Annotated in this window: 15 protein-coding genes and 1 pseudogene; 15 read left to right on the forward strand and 1 reads right to left on the reverse strand. The window is 36.6% G+C overall.

What is annotated here, in order from left to right:
• Positions 1-18: 18 nt before the first annotated feature.
• From ACXPAV_RS10165 to ACXPAV_RS10235, 15 genes and pseudogenes are all read left to right on the forward strand, one after another.
• Positions 19-1,275 (forward strand): TolC family protein, encoded by a 1,257-nt coding sequence (locus tag ACXPAV_RS10165; protein WP_458003403.1) that lies wholly within the window; start codon positions 19-21, stop codon positions 1,273-1,275.
• A gap of 15 nt (positions 1,276-1,290) precedes the next feature.
• Positions 1,291-3,468 (forward strand): type I secretion system permease/ATPase, encoded by a 2,178-nt coding sequence (locus ACXPAV_RS10170; RefSeq protein WP_039136227.1) that lies wholly within the window; start codon positions 1,291-1,293, stop codon positions 3,466-3,468.
• A 9-nt stretch (positions 3,469-3,477) separates the two neighbouring features.
• Positions 3,478-4,818, forward strand: a complete 1,341-nt coding sequence (locus ACXPAV_RS10175) for an HlyD family efflux transporter periplasmic adaptor subunit (RefSeq protein WP_458003404.1) — start codon at positions 3,478-3,480, stop codon at positions 4,816-4,818.
• Between the two features lie 223 nt (positions 4,819-5,041).
• Positions 5,042-5,694: pseudogene (locus ACXPAV_RS10180) on the forward strand (IS1595 family transposase).
• 221 nt (positions 5,695-5,915) lie between these two features.
• Entirely contained in the window at positions 5,916-6,827 is a 912-nt protein-coding gene (locus tag ACXPAV_RS10185) for a LysR substrate-binding domain-containing protein (protein ID WP_052121764.1), read from the forward strand.
• A gap of 19 nt (positions 6,828-6,846) precedes the next feature.
• Positions 6,847-7,434: an ankyrin repeat domain-containing protein gene (locus ACXPAV_RS10190; protein WP_017805451.1), complete on the forward strand. Its 588-nt coding sequence runs from the start codon at positions 6,847-6,849 to the stop codon at positions 7,432-7,434.
• A 14-nt stretch (positions 7,435-7,448) separates the two neighbouring features.
• Complete coding sequence (gene fdrA, locus ACXPAV_RS10195; RefSeq protein WP_035687897.1) at positions 7,449-8,996, forward strand: acyl-CoA synthetase FdrA; 1,548 nt, start codon at positions 7,449-7,451, stop codon at positions 8,994-8,996.
• A gap of 2 nt (positions 8,997-8,998) precedes the next feature.
• Positions 8,999-10,417, forward strand: a complete 1,419-nt coding sequence (locus tag ACXPAV_RS10200; RefSeq protein ID WP_039096645.1) for a YlbE family protein — start codon at positions 8,999-9,001, stop codon at positions 10,415-10,417.
• A 12-nt stretch (positions 10,418-10,429) separates the two neighbouring features.
• Positions 10,430-11,755: a xanthine permease gene (locus ACXPAV_RS10205; RefSeq protein WP_458003405.1), complete on the forward strand. Its 1,326-nt coding sequence runs from the start codon at positions 10,430-10,432 to the stop codon at positions 11,753-11,755.
• Positions 11,756-12,054: 299 nt separating this feature from the next.
• Positions 12,055-12,957 carry a LysR substrate-binding domain-containing protein gene (locus ACXPAV_RS10210; RefSeq protein ID WP_035687890.1) on the forward strand — a complete coding sequence of 301 codons (903 nt, stop codon included), beginning with the start codon at positions 12,055-12,057 and terminating at the stop codon, positions 12,955-12,957.
• Positions 12,958-13,179: 222 nt separating this feature from the next.
• Positions 13,180-13,845, forward strand: coding sequence for a cysteine hydrolase family protein (locus tag ACXPAV_RS10215; RefSeq protein ID WP_039133141.1), 666 nt, complete (start codon positions 13,180-13,182; stop codon positions 13,843-13,845).
• An 8-nt stretch (positions 13,846-13,853) separates the two neighbouring features.
• Complete coding sequence (gene fdrA, locus ACXPAV_RS10220) at positions 13,854-15,377, forward strand: acyl-CoA synthetase FdrA (protein WP_039151239.1); 1,524 nt, start codon at positions 13,854-13,856, stop codon at positions 15,375-15,377.
• Entirely contained in the window at positions 15,370-16,791 is a 1,422-nt protein-coding gene (locus ACXPAV_RS10225) for a YlbE family protein (protein ID WP_035687882.1), read from the forward strand. The genes fdrA (ACXPAV_RS10220) and ACXPAV_RS10225 overlap by 8 nt, the downstream gene beginning before the upstream one ends.
• 10 nt (positions 16,792-16,801) lie before the next feature.
• Positions 16,802-17,203, forward strand: coding sequence for an allophanate hydrolase-related protein (locus ACXPAV_RS10230; protein ID WP_035687879.1), 402 nt, complete (start codon positions 16,802-16,804; stop codon positions 17,201-17,203).
• Positions 17,196-18,425 (forward strand): cytosine permease, encoded by a 1,230-nt coding sequence (locus tag ACXPAV_RS10235; RefSeq protein WP_039151237.1) that lies wholly within the window; start codon positions 17,196-17,198, stop codon positions 18,423-18,425. Before ACXPAV_RS10230 ends, ACXPAV_RS10235 begins: the two co-directional genes overlap by 8 nt.
• Positions 18,426-18,453: 28 nt before the next feature.
• Here ACXPAV_RS10235 and ACXPAV_RS10240 read toward each other — a convergent pair whose 3' ends face one another.
• Positions 18,454-19,143: a DUF2877 domain-containing protein gene (locus tag ACXPAV_RS10240; RefSeq protein ID WP_458003406.1), complete on the reverse strand. Its 690-nt coding sequence runs from the start codon at positions 19,141-19,143 to the stop codon at positions 18,454-18,456.
• Between the last annotated feature and the right edge of the window lie 24 nt (positions 19,144-19,167).

The raw sequence follows: 19,167 nt of genomic DNA on the forward strand, positions 1-19,167 counted from the left end.
GGTTGAGGAATATAGGTTATGACACGAAATTATTTCACTTACTCTATTCTTGCTTTGGGGTTATGCTTATCGAGTGTTACCTATGCAGCGAATAGCCAAAATACAGAATTGAAACAAATTTTATCCCGTGCTTTTGAGAAAGATCCGGAATTATTAGAAGCAAAAGCCAATACGATGATTGCTCACAATCAAACAGAACAGGCAATTTCGGGGCATTATCCAACACTATCTGTTTTTGGTCGTCAGTCATTAGAGGATTATTCTCGTTATCAAACAAATGATAGAAATAATAAATTTACACCGGGAGCACAGGCGAATGTGAACCTTTACTCTTTTGGTGCAATTGAAAAAAAGGTCGCTTATTCTGAGGCCAATGAAGCTTCTTTCCGTTATAAATATGATGAAACAAAAGAGAATATTGCCTATAAAATTACAGAACTCTATTTAATGGCAATTCGTAGTAAAGATGCGATTGCAGCACAACAACGAGGATTAGTTCGTTTGCGTAGTATTATCAGTGAAATAGAGGCGATTGCAGACAATGATGAAGGACGTCGTTCTGAGTTGGTGCAGGCAGAAGCACGAATGTTTTCAGTTGAGCAACAACAAAATACCTCTGAACGTGAGTTACAGGATGCATTAAGTCAATTGCAACGTTATTCAGGTAAAGCGGTAAAAGTGAGCGGGTTGTCTGATCCTTTTAAAGGAATGACAGCTGTTGTACTAAAGAAACAATATTCTCAAAACCAATATTTGCATCCTTCCTATAAGACTGCTCAAGCTAAAATTAAGAGCGCACACGCTGGTGTAGAAGCGGAGCAAGCGAGTCGTTATCCTAAATTAGATTTGATAGGGCAGGCAACCAAAGATGATCGCCAGGTTTATTTGAATGTATCTTGGGATATGTTTAATCGTGCTTCTTCATACAGTGTACAGGAAAAAGCACAAACATTAGAAGCTGAAAAAAGTCGTTTAGAGCAGACTAAATTAGAGTTGGAAGAGAAAACTAGGACTGCATTAATTAATTTAGAAGAGTACCAACGTCAAATTGGCACGTTATCAAAACAGGTTAACTCACTTTATGAAGTTACCAACTTTTATAAATTACAATTCCAAATTGCAAAGCGTTCTTTATTGGATTTGTTGAATGCGGAAAATGAATTATTAAGCGCGGAATTAAATCGAGTATCCGCCGAATATCAATTACGTCATTCTGTGTTGGATTATCTTTATTCACAAGGAATGACTACTAAATGGGCTATTGATCTTAAATAGAAAATAAAAACAGTTATGAAGTTAATTATTGAAAATGTTGCATTAGCAACACAAATTTTAGGGTCGCCACTTTCTGTGGCGACACTTGCCTCTCATACCATTCGCCGTAATGGCAATAATCTTGATTTTTCATCATTATGTGAATATTTGCGAAGTGAAGGTTTTGAGAATAATTTATCGCAACGATCATTGAATGAAATTCCTTCTTTGGCATTACCAGTAATTTTGATTTTACAGAATGAAGAAGCTGCAGTGGTAACTGCCATAGATACTAATGAAGAGGGTAAACGCCTTTATACCATTACTCATACTGATGGTATAAAACAGCAACTTGCTGAAGTAGATTTAGCTGAAAAATATCTTGGTTACTGTTGGTTTATTAAGCCGAAAGTAGAAAAAGATATCCGTTCTGAATTGCCGGAATACTCTTTGCCGAAGAGTTGGTTTTTCCGCATTATTTGGCGTTTCAAAAAATATTATTATCAGGTTATTGCGGCAACATTTATTATCAATTTCCTTGCTTTAATTAGTTCTCTCTATGTAATGAATGTGTATGACCGGGTAATTCCTAATCAGGCATATGAAACCTTATGGGTATTAAGTATAGGTGTGATTTTGGCAATCAGTTTTGAGTTTGCCGCCAAAATGATACGTGGACATTTAACAGATGTGGCAGGTAAAAAAGCCGATCTAATTATTAGTGCGATGCTGTTTCGGCGAGTAATGGCCTTGAAGTTGCAGAATCGTCCGGTTTCTTCTGGTTCTTACGCTAATAACTTACGTGATTTTGAGTCGGTGCGTGAATTTTTAACTAGTGCCAGTTTGCTGACTTTGGTTGATTTACCATTCTTATTGCTGTTTGTTACTGTAATTTGGATTGTCGCTGGTAAATTAGCATTGGTACCAGCGATTATTATTCCTTTGGTGATTGTTATCGGTATTTTGGCACAGGCCCCACTTTCCCGTGCCATTAATGAATCAATGCGTGAATCTTCACAACGTCAAGGCTTGGTGGTGGAAGCAATAGAGGGGATTGAAACTATTAAAAATAACAATGCAATGTCGTGGGCGCAGAAGCGTTGGGATTTTTATACCGCAAAAAGTTCTTTTTCCTCAATTAAAGTAAAAGATACCAGTAATTTTGTGGTGAATTTAATCACCGCTTTGCAGCAGTTAAATACTGTAATTCTAGTAATTTTCGGTACTTATCTGATTCATAGTGAAGATCCGAGCAGCCGTATCACAATGGGGGCATTGATAGCTTCTGTCATTCTTTCTGGGCGAGCATTAGCACCGTTGGGACAAATTGCTGGATTGGCAACGCGTTTCCAACAGGCGTGGTTAGCATTAAAAGGGGTAGAAGGTATTGTATCTAAACCTATTGATAAACCCGCAGATCGTGAATATATCAGTTTAAAACAGGTGCAAGGGCATTTGCAGTTTAATCACGTTTCTTTTAAATATCAGGAAGATAGCCAACCGGCATTGCAAGATTTTAACCTAATTGTACGTCCGGGTGAGAAAGTAGGGGTATTGGGTAAAATTGGCAGTGGAAAATCTACAGCGTTGAAATTAGGTGTTGGTTTGTATGATCCGAGTAAAGGAAATATTACTCTAGATGGTATCAACCTCAAACAGCTCGATCCTTATTATTTACGCAATCAAGTTTTGTTATTAGAACAAAACCCTCGTCTATTCTTAGGAACTTTGCGTGAAAATTTGGATATAGGTCGAATGGATTCCTTCCCGAGCGATCAAACCCTATTAGTAGCGTTGCAACGTTTCGGCTTGTTAGGCTTAGTGCAAAACCATCCGCGAGGATTGGATATGTATCTTGGGGAAAATGGTTTAGGACTATCCGGTGGGCAAAAACAGGCAGTGGCATTGGCTCGTATGACGTTAAAAGATCCGAAAGTAGTGTTGTTGGATGAACCTACTACTGGATTGGATCAATTCCACGAACAACAGGCTTTGGTAGGTTTGTCACAATGGGTACAAAACCGTACTTTAGTGGTAGTTACACATCGTCCTCAAGTGTTGCAGTTAGTTGATAGGGTGATTGTAGTTGATAACGGAAAAGTGGTAATGGATGGGCCAAAGGATGCAGTATTAAAACGTTTAGCACAACCACAACAGCAAGAAGAAGCCACTGTGAAAATAGAACATCACAGCGATGATACAGAGAATAAATAGGTTTGAGCAATGAGTGATAAAAATAACGAAAATAAAAAGGATAACGGGCAAAGCGGAGAGCAGAAAAAGCAGGCTGATAATAAGGCGACATCTCTGAGTGCTGAAATAAAAAAATCTGAACAATCACAAATGCCAACAGAAAAAGTGAATAGTAAGGATTTACGTCTGTTAAATGACCTCAATGCGGCATTGCAGGTGGAAAAACACACGGGTTCATTTGCTATGATTTGGCTATTGGGTGCTTTTTTAGTGGTGTTTCTAATTTGGTCATATTTTAGCAAAATAGAAGAAGTTACCCGTGGGCAAGGTACTATTATTCCAAATAGCCGAGAACAGATTATTCAAAGTTTGGATCCCGGCATTTTGGATCAAATGATGGTGCATGAGGGAGATTTGGTGGAAAAAGGACAGGTGTTATTAAAACTGGACGACACCAGAAGTTCTGCTATTTTGCGTGAAACACAAGCGAAAGTAGATAATCTTGAGGCGATTACCACACGTCTAAAAGCTGAAATTTCAGGGCAGACACCTGTTTTCTCAGAAAAAATTCCGAAAGAGATTAAAGATCGTGAAATGGAGGTCTATAAAGCGAAGAAACAAGCATTGGAAGAAGCAGTTAAAACTTTGCGTGATAGTAAAGCCTATCTTGATTCCGAAATTGCCTTGACAGAGCCGATGGTGGCAAAAGGAGCAGTTTCACAGGTGGAATTATTGCGAATGAAGCGCTCAGCGAATGATATGGCATTGCAGATTTCTGAACGTGAACACAAGTATATTACTGATGCAGGTAATGAATTAGTCAGGGTTCAAGGCGATCTTGATCAGGCAAAAGAGAATCTTGCAGCGCGAGCTGATCCAGTGGAGCGTTCTTTTATTCGTGCACCGTTAAAAGGTATTGTCAAAAATATCCGCATTAACACTATTGGCGGTGTAATTTCCGCTGGACAAGATATTATGGAAATTGTGCCGGTTGAAGATAATCTATTGGTGGAAGCCTATATCAATCCGAAAGATGTGGCTTATATACGTCCCGGAATGAAAGCAGTAGTGAAATTAACAGCTTATGATTATGCGATTTACGGTGGATTAGATGGCATAGTGACGTTATTAAGTCCGAGTACTTTGCAGGATAAACGTCAACCGAGTGACTTAAATTTAAATCCGAATAACTCGTTCTATCGTGTGTTGGTAAAAACTAATGGCAGTCATTTGACTGATAAAAATGGTCACGAATTGCCGGTGTTACCGGGAATGATTGCAACAGTGGATATTAAGACTGGTGAAAAAACAGTATTTCAATATTTAATCAAACCGATTACACGAATGAAGCAGGCGTTACAGGAAAGATAATAGAAGTTTAACTTAATGAAACAACTATATCAAAAATGCTTAAATGGTTGAAACCCTACCGTTCAAGGCAATAAATATCTTAATTGGGAGAGGTGTAACCTCTTCCAAATGAGGATAACTCATAGAACAAAGTTTTATGTGGTTATTCAGTGAGTTGAAGCGTTTTTGTGTCAAGTTAAAATTTGGGGCTGTAGTAGATTAGCAACAATGCTATACTACAAAAATGAAGATAACATATTGTAAATTAAAGAAATCCATGCAGAAAAAACTGCTTGAGTTTTTTGTTGCAGAAGTTACTGCAAGAACAGCAGCAAATTTGCTAGATATTCAACCGAATACAGCCGCTTTGTTCTACCATAAAATCAGGCTTGTGATTGGCTATCATTTATCCCTTGAAGTTAACGAGATTTTTGAGGGGGAAATTGAACTAGACGAAAGCTATTTTGGTGGTCATCGAAAGGGAAAACGAGGACGAGGAGCGGCTGGAAAAGTTGCTGTTTTTGGGTTACTAAAACGACAAGGAAAGGTATTTACTGTTGTGGTTGAAAACACCAAGAGTGAAACATTACTCCCTGTTATTAAAAGAAAAATCAAGCCTGATAGCTGGGTTTATACGGACACTTATCGCAGTTATGATGCGCTTGATGTGAGTGAATTTCACCACGAACGAATCAATCATTCCGAGCTATTTGCGGTGAAACAAAATCATATTAATGGCATTGAAAATTTTTGGAATCAGGCGAATCGGATACTGCGAAAATATAATGGAATTAACCGAAAAAACTTCCTTTATTCTTGAAGGAATGTGAACTTCGGTTTAACTTTGGGACACCAAAAGAACAGTTAAAAATATTGCGAAAATGGTGTGAAATTTAGGGCTAATCTACTACAGCCCCTAAATTTTTATAATTTGATTACTCTTATTTACTTCTTTTAGTCCCTATTTTTTGTTCATTACACAGTATCCTACAACAAATTTCTTGCAAATCTCATTCAATTCTTTTTGCTTTACCTCTCTTCTATTCTTGCTATGATTTTTTTGTCTTTAGAAATGAACTATTTTCTAAATTTTGCATAGATATTTAAGGAGAATATTTATGGCGATAGGATTATCATCTGATACGATTCGGATCTTACAAGTTATTGCTAAAACAGGGAGTTTTAGTGAAGCTGCCAAAGTGTTACATCGGGTTCCATCAGCAATTGGATATACAGCAAAGAAGATGGAAGATGATCTTGGCATTAAGTTATTCTCTCGAACTAATGGACATATTCAACTTACCCCAGCAGCAAGATATATTTTAGAAAAGGGAGACTGGATTTTACAAGGATTAAATGAATTACAATGTAACGCCGCACAAATTGATAATGGCATAGAAAAACAGTTTACAATCGCCCTCAATTACATTGTTAATCCAAATCCAATTCCTAAACTTCTTTCCTCGCTTTCAGAAAAATTTCCAGCCACAGAATTTTCTATCCGTACCGAAGTTTATAACGGTGCTTGGGAGGCATTATATGAAAATAGAGCAAATATTGTGATTGGTGCTCCGCAGAATCCCCCATTTAATCAAGGAAATATCAGTACAGAATATTTAGGAGATATTGAATGGATATTCTTAGTCTCTCCTTGTCATCCTTTGGCAAAAGAAAACTCTATTTTACAAGCTTCTCAACTACGTCACTACCCTGCTATCGTTGTTCACGACTCATCTATAGCGTTACAGCAAAAGAAAACTTGGGCATTGAAAGGGCAAAAAGTTTTTTATGTGGCTGATTTAGAAATGGTACTTTCAATGATTGCTGAAGGGGTTGGTATAGGCTTTTTACCAGCACGAATAGCAATCCCTGCTTTAACCTCAGGCAAAGTGATAACAAAAGTCATTGCTGAGCATAAACAACCTGTGAGGGTTTACTACGCTTGGCAAAATCAACAACAAAGCCAAATTCTGAACCATCTATTAACCATATTCTGTACGGATGAATATCGTTCACAATGGTTAAATTAACTACAAATAAGGAGAAAAAATGAACGTTAAACTATTTACTGCCGCTGCCGAAGGCAATATTGAACAGCTTCGTTTACTACTTGAAAATGGTGCTGATATCAATGCAAGAGATAAAGGAAAACGAACCCCTATACTTATCGCAGCACAAAACAAGCAATATGATGCTGTGCGTTGGTTAGCGTCGAATGGAGCGGATATTAATACTCAAGATAACAAGTGTTTTAACCCTTTTATTCAGGGATGTATTCATAATGACTTAACGCTTGTCAAGCTTATGGTAGAACTAGGCTGTGATTTAACTTGTCTTACGCGATTCGGGGGAAATGGTTTAACCCCAGCGGCCGAAAAAGGACACGAAGAGATTGTACGTTTTCTGTTAGAAAATACGGATATTAATGTCAATCTGACAAATACTGTAGGTTGGACTGCTTTGATAGAAGCTATTATTTTGAATGATGGCGGTGAAAAAATGCAACGGATTGTTCGTTTATTATTAGACCATGATGCTGATCCAACTATGACTGATGAATGGGGGGTATCTCCTTTAGAACTCGCTTATCGTAAAGGCTATCACGAAATTGCGAAAATTATCGAAGAATATTTATAAATAAGGAGACGGCTATGCTACTACTTAATCAGTTAAAACCAAATACATACTTTGATTCCGTTACATTAATGGCAATTTCTACAAAAGTTAATCAATTAGAAGGGGTTATTCAAGCTCAAATTGCAATGGGCACACCAATGAATAAAGCAGTTTTAAAAGAAGCACATTTATTTGATAGTCAGTTAGAAAAAGCTGGGCCTTCAGACTTAATGATTGCATTGTCTTTGGAAAAGGGGGCTAGCGAACAGAAAATACTATCAGAAGTTGAAAAATTATTAATTAGAAAGCCTTTTGATGATACACAGGCAGAAAATGACATTTTTCATAGTATTAATTCGGTTAATGAAAAACACCCAGAAACAAATTTAGCCATTATTTCTGTAAATGGTCTTTATGCTGCAAGAGAAGCTGAAAAAGCTTTAAATCTAAATAAAAATGTTATGTTATTTTCTGATAATGTTTCTATAGAGCAAGAATTGAAATTAAAGCAATTAGCTCATCAAAAAGGTTTATTAATGATGGGACCAGATTGTGGTACAGCCATAATTAATGGCGTTGGTTTAGGCTTTGCGAATAAAGTTCGAGGTGGCAATATTGGTATTGTCGCAGCTTCAGGGACTGGAGCTCAAGAAATTTCAGTAAGAATACACGAATTTGGAGGTGGCATTTCCCAATTAATTGGAACAGGAGGAAGAGATCTTAGCGAAGATATTGGGGGCATTATGATGTTAGATGGATTACAAATGCTTGCTGAAGATCCCAATACAGACATTATTATTGTCGTATCAAAACCGCCAGCACCTACAATCGCGAGAAAAATCTTATCCACTTGTGAACATATTAATAAACCTATTTTTATTTGGTTTTTAGGCTATAAAGAGGAAACTAAAGCTGCACCGCATATTCATATTTATTCTCATAGCAAACCAGCTGCAATGGCGGCGGTCATTGCCTCTGGTATTCCAGAAGAAAGTATCGATAAACACGCATTAAATTTACCTTTAATTAAAGAGGTACAAAAAAAACTTAACCCACAGCAACGCTACATTCGAGGTTTATTTTGTGGTGGAACCTTATGTGATGAAGCCCTATTTTCTGCTTTAGAAAAGTATCCTAACGTTTACTCGAATATTCAAACAAACCCAGCTTATAAATTACAAGCCAGTGATAAATCAATCGAACACACATTTATTGACTTTGGCGATGATTCTTTTACCAATGGTAAAGCACATCCAATGATTGATCCAAGCTATCGCATAGAACGAATTTTACAAGAGGGACGTGATCCAGAGGTTGGTGTTTTATTGCTTGATTTTGTTCTAGGCTTTGGTGCAAATCCTGATCCTATAGCAGAAACATTGCCTGCACTTCTACAAGTAAAAAGAGAAGCACAACAATCAGGACGGCATTTGGAAATCTTAGCTTATGTATTAGGAACTGAATTAGATCAGCCTTCTGTACAGAACCAGGTTGCACAACTTGAAGCGGCTGGCATTACTATCGCCTCTAGCTCAACTAACGCTGGTTTGTTAGCTAGGGAATTTGTAGCAAAAGGAGAATAATAATGAGTAACTTATTTAATCAACCATTAAATATTATCAATATAGGATTAGCACGTTTTGCTGAAGATTTAATAAAGCAATCAGCTAAGGTATATCAACTAGACTGGCAACCAGCAGGTGGGGGAAACTTACCATTAATTGAAACATTAACCCATTTAGAACAAATAGAAATTGCACAAAAAATAGATCTTGCAAATCAAGAAGCTTTTCAACGCATAACACAAGCAAGTCCCGTTTTAATTGGCTATGGAAAAGCCAAAGAGGTAATTCCTGGAATGCAAGACAAAATGCTTTTGCACGCAGGTCCTCCTATTAACTGGGAAAAAATGAATGGTCCTATGCGTGGTGCAATTACAGGTGCGATCGTCTTTGAAGGATGGGCTAAAAATCTTACTCAAGCTGAAGAGCTTGCTGCAAGTGGTGAAATAAAATTCTCACCTTGCCACGAACATCAAGCTGTTGGTTCAATGACAGGCGTAACTAGCCCATCAATGTATGTACATATTGTTGAAAATAAAACTCATGGTAATTTCGCATTTACTAATTTATCAGAGCAACTAGCGAAAATCTTAAGAATGGGGGCGAATGATCAAAGTGTTATTGATCGCTTAAACTGGATGCGAGATATTCTTGGTCCGATGTTGGCAGAGGCGATGACATTTTGTGATGATGGGATTGATTTACGACTTATGCTTTCTCAGGCTTTGCATATGGGAGATGAATGTCATAACCGTAATATCGCTGGTACAGTGCTATTAAATCAAAAACTCACCCCCTATATTTTAGAAACTCATTTTAGTAACAAAGATAAAAAAGACGTTTTTAATTTTATCGCGTCATCAGACTATTTTTCAGGCCCAACTTGGATGGTGTGTTGTAAAGCGGCATTAGATGCAGCTCAAGGCATTCCTTATTCAACAGTCCTGACAACAATGGCAAGAAATGGCACGGAATTTGGTATTCGTGTTGCAGGATTGCAAAATCAATGGTTTACAGGGCCAGCTCAACAAGTTATAGGCCCAATGTTTGCGGGGTACAAACCTGAAGATTCAGGTTTAGATGTTGGTGACTCTGCAATTACAGAAACCTATGGAATAGGTGGCTTTGCTATGGCTGCGGCTCCTGCGATTGTATCTTTAGTAGGTGGAACGGTTAAAGATGCTATACGTTATAGTAAAACAATGAATCAAATTACGATTGGAAACAATCCAAATATTACTATACCTTCACTCAATTTTATGGGGATACCTACGGGGATTGATATTAGAAAAGTGGTGGAAAATAACCTATTACCCGTCATTAATACGGCAATAGCCCATAAAGATGCTGGTATCGGAATGATTGGAGCTGGAATTGTTCATCCGCCAATGGAGGCATTTCAAAAAGCCTTATTTGCCTTTGGTCAAACTTACGCAAAATAAAGGAGAGACGATATGAAAACGCAATTTTGGAAAAAAGGAGATTGGGCTGCCTTTTTTGGCTTATTTAGTAATAATCTTACCAATCTTCTTACGATGATTGCTTTACTTACTTTAGTTGTAGGTATTCCTTCAGAAATTGTTTTCGGCCGCGTTGTTCCTGCATTTGGTTTAGCTGTTCTTTGTGCTAGTATTTGTTATGTTATTTTTGCAAAAATATTAGCAAAACAGAGCAATCGGTCTGATGTTGTTGCCTTACCTTCGGGACCTAGTGCCCCCTCTATATTTACTGTCACTTTCTTAGTCCTTTTACCTGTTTATCAACAAACTCAAGACTATGAACTAGCATTAAAAATTGGTTTAGTGTGGGGATTTGTCGAAGGATTTATTCTCTTTGTTGGATCATTTATGGGAGACTGGTTAAGAAAAGCCGTTCCAAGAACTGTCTTACTTTCTTGTTTAGCTGGGTTAGGTTTATTGCTATTAGCAATGAATCCTATGCTGCAAGCATTTCATACACCTCTTGTCTCATTCGTTGTACTCGTTTTGATTTTTATCAATTGGTTTGGACGTTCACCCATCTTCAAACAAGTTCCAACAGGGTTACTCTTATTAATTGTTGGCACAACTTTAGCTTGGCTTTTTGGATTACAAGATCCAAGCAAAATTGGACAAGCCCTACACAGTGCGGGATTTAATCCACCAAAACTGCATCTATCTTCTTTTATTGAGGGATTAAGTATCGCCGCACCTTACCTAGCTTCGGCAGTTCCTTTAGCACTGGCAAATTATGTCTTCGACTTAGAGAATATCGAAAGTGCTCACGCTGCTGGTGATCCTTACCCAACTAGACGCGTAATGATTGCCAATGGTTGCTCAACAATGTTTGGTGCATTAATGGGAAATCCTTTCCCTGTTACCGTTTATGTTGGACATACAGCTTATAAAGAAATGGGGGCGGGTATTGGATATACTTTAGCAACAGGTATTGTTATGTTCCTCGTCTGCCTATTAGGATTAGGAGGTTTTTTACTCTCACTTATCCCGATGGCAGCGATCGCTCCTATTTTGATTTTTATTGGTATTGTTACAGCTAATCAAGTAGTAAGGGAAACTCCGAAATTAGAAGTACCCGTGATTTTTGTATGTCTTTTTCCTTGGATTGGTGCTTGGGCATTGACAACCGTTAATAATACACTCAAAAGTGTTGGTACCAATGCTAATCAATTAGGTTGGTCAATCTTAGAAAAGAGCGGTGTAGATTTTACAGGATTATTTCATTTAGGTAGTGGGGCCCCCTGTCATCTTTACTTTGGGGTTGTATTGCTATTTTTGCGATAACTAATCAACCAACAAAAGGTGCAATTAGTGCTGGTTTAGCTGCTATATTGGCATTTTTTGGTATTATCCATCAGGCCCACCCAGTTATTGGTGGTGATTCTCCTACGATATTCCTAATTTCCTATATAATGATTGCAGGATTATTTATTCTAAAATATCTATTAGATAGAAGAGAACAACCCATAGCAAATTAATTACTTTAACGTGATCTAATTGGTGAAAGAATTAGATCACGTATTTCACCCCACCTCCTTTATTTTCAATGCTATACTAAAAAAGAATTAGAAAAGGAGAACAGTATGCCCCTATCCCCCGATGTTTTAAAACTCATTCATACTATTGCGGAAACAGGAAATTTCTCCATTGCAGCAGAAAAATTATACAAAGTGCCTTCCGCAATTAGTTACACCATTAAAAAAGTTGAAGACGAACTCGGCGTTATTCTTTTTGATCGTTCAGGAAGGCAAGTCAAGCTTACTGAAGCGGGGAAATATTTTATTTACCATAGCCAATGGTTACTACATTCTTATGAACATTTAATCACACAGACTAGAACCATTGAAAATGGCGTTGAACGGACGTTTACTATTGTGGTAAACAATATTATTAACTACGATGCTCTTGCAAAATTAACCGAAAAAATAACCGCACTTTTTCCAGCAACAGAACTTTCAATCCATACCGAAGTTTATAACGGGTGTTGGGAAGCCTTATATAAGAAAAAAGCCGATCTTGTTATTGGAGCACCACATACAGCCCCCAAAATCGAAAATATCGTTTATCATCCAATTGGAAAAATAGAATGGGATTTTGTGGTAGCTCCTCATCACCCTCTTGCCCCATTCACAACGGTGCTGACTTCAGAACAATTACGTTTATATCCAGCTATCGTGGTAAAAGATACTGCTTTTAATATGAATAAGCAGGTTTCTTGGGCATTAGAAGGGCAGAAAGTGATTTACGTTTCCGAACTTTCAACGGCAATTAACCTTATTATTGCGGGATTAGGAATAGGATACATCCCTCATCATCGAGTAAAACTATTACTTGATCAAGGAAAAGTATTAAAAAAACCAATTTCAGAACAAAAACAACCTACACAATTATTTTATGCTTGGAATAGTAGTGTACAAGGAAAAGTATTAACTTGGTGTCTAGATTATATTATGCAACCTCATATACAAAACATTTGGTGCCAGTAATTTTTTAATTAATAAATTTTGAATTTATTATTCAATTCTTTTGAATCATAAAAATATCTTGTGATTTCGTTCACAAAATATTTTTTTACTGCCGTCATATCACGCTATTTTCAATAAATTTCCTTTTAATTCATCAATTTATTTTTCTATGATTAAGGAGGTTTTCTTTATATTATCCCTTCAAGAAAAATAAATTGTTATCAACAAAAGGAGATATTCATTATGTTAAAACAATTCCAAGCTGAACCTTTCCCACTATCCTTTAATCCTCAAACAACAGCATTATTAATGATCGATATGCAACGCGATTTTGTTGAGCCAGGTGGATTTGGAGAAGCCTTAGGTAATGATGTCAATCTCGTTCGTTCAGCAATTCAACCTTGTAAAAGGATGTTATCTGCCGCTCGTCAAGCTGGGATATTTATTCTCCACACTCGTGAAGGGCATCGTGCTGATTTAAGTGATTGTCCTCCAGCAAAATTAACACGGGGCGGGAAAACCTTTATTGGCGAATGTGGACCAAAAGGGCGTATTCTTATTCGTGGAGAAGAAGGACACGATATTATTCCTGAACTCTATCCTATTGCAGGAGAGCCGATCATAGATAAACCAGGGAAAGGTGCATTTTATCAAACCGATCTACACATAATCTTACAAAATCGTGGAATTAAAACACTTATTGTCTGTGGAGTAACCACCGAAGTTTGCGTAAACACGACGGTTCGCGAAGCAAATGATCGCGGTTATGAATGTATTATTCCTGAAGATTGTGTTGGCTCATATTTCCCTGAGTTTCAAGAATATGCACTGAAAATGATCAAAGCACAAGGGGCTATTTTCGGTTGGGTTTCAACATCAACAGAGATTATCAACGCATTAATGTCATAGGTGAAAAGATGGCTATCCAATATTCAATATTACCAAATCTTTACCAAGATTCCGTTTCTTTAATGCAAATTTCTGCCAAACTTTTACAAATAGAAGGAATTACGCAAGCTTCAGTAGTAATGGGGACACCCGCAAATTTGGCCCGTTTATTAGAAGCTGAATTTCCACCAATTAATGCAAAGCCCAATGACTTGATCATCGCAGTGAAAGGAAGGAAAGAGGAATGTGAAAAAGCAATTAATTTTGCAAAACAATCATTTTTTTCTTGCTCAGAACAAACAACGACAAATAGTGAAAAGACACAAATAGTAAGCCTGTCAAATGCGGTGGAAAAAAACACCGCACTTAATTTAGCACTTATTTCTGTACCCGGTGAATATGCTGCAGCTGAAGCGATTAAAGCCCTCAATACTGGATTAAACGTTATGCTTTTTAGCGATAATGTTTCTCTTCAAGAAGAAAAACAGATAAAAAGGCTTGCACAACAAAAAGACAGATTGGTTATGGGACCAGATTGTGGTACAGCAATAATCAATGGCATCCCGCTAGGTTTTGCCAATATTGTTCGTAAAGGTCATATTGGTATTGTTGCTGCCTCAGGCACTGGGCTACAAGAAGTCACCTGTGGTATTGATAAACTTGGCGAAGGAATATCTCAAGCAATAGGTACAGGAGGGCAAGATTTGCACCAAGAAATTGGTGGACTTTCGATGCAATATGCAATGAACTTATTAGCACGGGATAGCTATACAGAAGTCATAGTATTGATCTCTAAACCACCTGCATCAGATATTGCAAATGTAATAAAAAAACAAGCAGAACAGATAAACAAGCCTGTTGTGATCCATTTCTTAGGACAAAGCCCTGATGCTAATAGCGGGAGTAATCTTTATTATGCTGAAACCCTAGCACATACAGCAGAAGTTGCGGTTGCTTTGTTAAGAAAACAACGTATTCCCTCTTATATCCCACCTAGTTTTCCAACGTATCAATATTCCTTAAAAAGAGAGCAAAAATATTTACGTGGTGTTTTCTCTGGCGGTACATTTTGTTTTGAAGCTCAACAAATTCTGCATAAAGCTGGGTTACCTTTGTATTCCAATACACCTATTGATGAAGCAACGATGTTGAAAGAGATAAATAGAAGTACACAACATACATTATTAGATCTTGGTGATGATTTCTTTACTCAAGGAAAACCTCATCCAATGATTGATCCAACATTACGCAATCAACGCCTTTTACAAGAAGGTATGGATCCCGAAGTCGCGGTACTCCTTTTTGATCTCATTTTAGGCTATGGCTCAAATCTGAATCCAATGGAAACATTACTACCTATTCTTCAAAAAATTCGGCAACAGAACTCACCACCTTATCTCATTGCTCATATTTGTGGTACAGCTCAAGATGTCCAAGATAAATTCTTGATCCAAAAACAATTACAAGATATGGGCGTGCTTATTGCAAACAATAATGCAGAATCTGCTTATATGGCATTAGAAATCTTGCAAAGGAGAAATATCAATGAATAATCTTTTTCAGCAGCCTCTTTCAATCATTAATATTGGATTAGAAAACTTTGCACAAAATATTCAGCAAGCTGGGGGAACAGTTCAGCACTTACATTGGCAACCTCCAGCTCAGGGAGATAAGCAAGCTGGATTAACTTTAGCAACGTTGATTAATTGCTCAAAAATCAATCAAGCCAATCAAATTGCACTCTCTCGTTATTTAGCTTCACAGCCTGTTTTAGTCGATATTTTACCAGCGGGAAAAGCAATTCCGCAGTTAATAGAGAAAAAGCGTATCCTCCATGCAGGTCCCCCTATACAATGGAATGCGATGTGTGGTCCAATGCAAGGTGCAATTATCGGAGCGATTTTATTTGAGGGATGGGCTAACACAAAAGAAGCTGCTAAATCACTGATTGAACAAGGAGAAATTGTTTTTGAACCTTGCCATCACTATGACGCAGTTGCCCCAATGGCAGGAATTATTAGTCCTTCTATGCCTGTATGGGTTATCGAGGATATGGCACATAATCATCACCGCTGTTTTAGTAATTTTAATGAGGGATTGGGTAAAGTATTACGTTTTGGTGCTAATAATCCAGACGTGATAACACGATTAAACTGGATGAAAACGGAACTTGCCGAAACATTATCTGCCACACTTAAGTTAAGTGGTCCCATTGAGCTGAAACCTATAATGGCACAAGCTTTACATATGGGGGATGAAGTTCATAATCGTAATGCTGCAGCAACAGGATTATTTCTTAAAAAAATCCTACCGTTCTTACTTAAAATTAACCAACCTTTAGAACACATTGAACGTACTATCCAATTTATCACTAATAATGATCATTTTTTCCTCAACTTATCAATGGCAGCTTGTAAAACAATGTTGGTAGCAGCAGAAGGCATACCTCACAGCACAATGGTAACCGTAATGGCAAGAAATGGTGTTAATTTTGGTATCCAAATTTCATCAATGAAGGGACAATGGTTTCAAGCTCCAGCAAATTCAGTCAATGGATTATTTTTCCCTAATTTTGATATAAACGATGCTGCCGCAGATCTTGGTGATAGTGCAATAACCGAAACTGCAGGCGTAGGAGGCTTTGCAATGGCATCCTCCCCAGCTATTGTCAAATTTGTAGGAGGAAGCACAAATGATGCACTTAATAATAGTGTGATGATGCAAAGCATTAGCTTAGGGCAAAATCCCGCATTTACCTTACCAACATTAAACTTCATACCAACCGCAGCAGGTATTGACATTCGAAAAGTGGTAGATACGGGAATTCTACCTATTATAAATACAGGCATTGCACACAAATTGGCAGGTATAGGGCAAATCGGTGCTGGAATTACAACTGCACCAATGCAATGTTTCACCCAAGCTTTAAATGCGTTTTATCAAAACTACTCTACTTATAGTGAATAAGGAGGTCAAAATGTGTGAACAAATTTTATTTGCAGTAAATGGAACATTAATGCGAGGGTTAGAGCTTAATCATAATTTACTTAATGTTGGAGCTCAATTTATACGTGAAGATAAAACTGATGAATACTATCGTTTATGGTCAATCAACGATATTCATCCAGCAATGCAAAGAACAACTCAAAAAGCTTATGCTGTTGAGCTTGAAATTTGGGCAATAAATCCAACCGCACTTGCTACTATTCTATTAAATGAGCCAAACGGATTAACCATAGGCAAAGTACACTTAGCTAATGGGGATCAAGTATTAGGTGTTTTAGGTGAGAATTGGCTTACCCAAGGACAAATCGAGATTAGCCATATGGGAGGTTGGCGTTATTATCAGAATCAACATAAGGAGAAACACAATGGCTAACAAAAAGTGTTCTAATCCCACATCTTATGCCTCAGCTATTCAAATCTCAATGATTTTGCTGGGAATTCTAATTACGCCTGTATTATTAGCTTCTTCAAGTCTAGGGAGCCAACTCCCTTTTTCTAAAATGCTATTTGCTATTATTGTAGGAAGTTCAATATTAACATTGCTCGCAATAATCAATATGTCAATAGGTGTTAAAGCTCGCTTGCCCACTTACGGAATTATTAAATTTACTTTCGGTTCTCAAGGTGCGACTGCGATCAATATGTTAATGGCAATCAGTTTATTAGGTTGGATTATTGTTACGGCTAATATGTTTGGACATACCGTACAAGATTTTCTATTTACTCAATTTAATTTATATGTTCCTTTACCTATAATTGTTGTGTTTGGTTGTTTAATTTTCGTAAGTGCAACTACATTTGGTTTTGATTTTCTTAGCAAAGTTGCTCAATGGGCTGTTCCAATTATAGCTATGCTAATGTTTTTTATTCTATATCTTACTTTAAAAAGCAAGTTTTCTATAAATACAGCACTACACACAATGAATATTGGTGCAGCAATTTCTTCTGTTGTAGGAACAATTATTGTTTTAGTTACTACTTCTGTTGATTTTGGTAGTTTTACGCAAAATAAAAAACAAGCTATTACTGCTGGTATTTTAACCTTTAGTATTGCTTATCCTTTCCTTTTTATCATTGGTGCAACACCAAGTTCATTAACAGGAAAAAATACATTACTTGATGCAATGCTAATTATTGGTAGTTTATTACCAGCTTATATTGTACTTATATTTGCTTGCATAACAGGAAATGCTGGGAATATGTTTCAAGGAACATTAGTTTTTTCTACACTGTTCCCTCAGTTGAAAAAATGGAAAATTACAATTGTATTAGGTATCATTACCGCATTGATTGGTAGTATAGATATAATGGCTTTATTTATTCCATTTTTATTATTTCTTGGTATAACAACGCCTCCTATTTGTGGAATTTATATTACAGACTACTTTATAAATAGGAAAATGGGCTATGATGAGAATAGTATTAAAAACGAAGCGAAAGTTAAATATCCTGCATTTTTTGCTTGGCTTATTGGATCCCTAATAGGGTTTCTCACCGTAAAAGGCTTTTTTACATTAACTTTTATTCCATCTATTGATTCTATTTTGATGGCTTCACTATGTTATTTGTTACTCACAAAATATTCTAAAATATAATAATCAAAAGGTTTCGTAATGAAACCTTTTATATTTTATGAAAAAGATCTCTGTTATTAATATAATCAAAAATACCATATAATAGATCAATACCGGAAGAGGAACCAAAACTCATCATATTATTAATATACTCTCTATTTTCTATTTCTCTCATTAAGTCTAAAATCTCCTGTTTAAATAATCTACGGCTAGCATTTTCAATATAATTTGCACTAATCTCATTTGTACAATATTTAGCTAAGATTGCTATTTCTTCAAATGGCTTAAAAATTCCTTTATTTTCAGCATAATATGCTGCCATATAGCCAACAATATAATCATCTCCACTGGGCGTAAGTCCTCGCCCTAATCCCAACATTTCTTTGAGTTTTGCAGTTTTTCTTCTTTGTTGAAAAACAACTTCAAACATATCTTGAGGTCTTATAATTTCCTCTAAAAAAGTTGAGATGTTTTTTGCTGTTAATAGGTTATTTTGAGGAAATAGCATACAATCAAATTCTTCTACAGAAAAATAAGGAATAAAAAGCGTGTTAGAAATATTATTTTTTATAGATAAGAATAATTCATTCTCTAATATTAAACTATAAGGTGCGGGCTTTATTTTTTGATTCATTATGGCATAAATTTTATTACCTTTTTTCAAATTAACCACTTGTTCGAAAACACTAATAACCTTATATGTACAATTTAATTCAAAATTTTTGTCTTTATAGTTCATATTTTTTCTCTGGAATTTGCATTA

Source organism: Gallibacterium sp. ZY190522 (genome assembly GCF_054166015.1).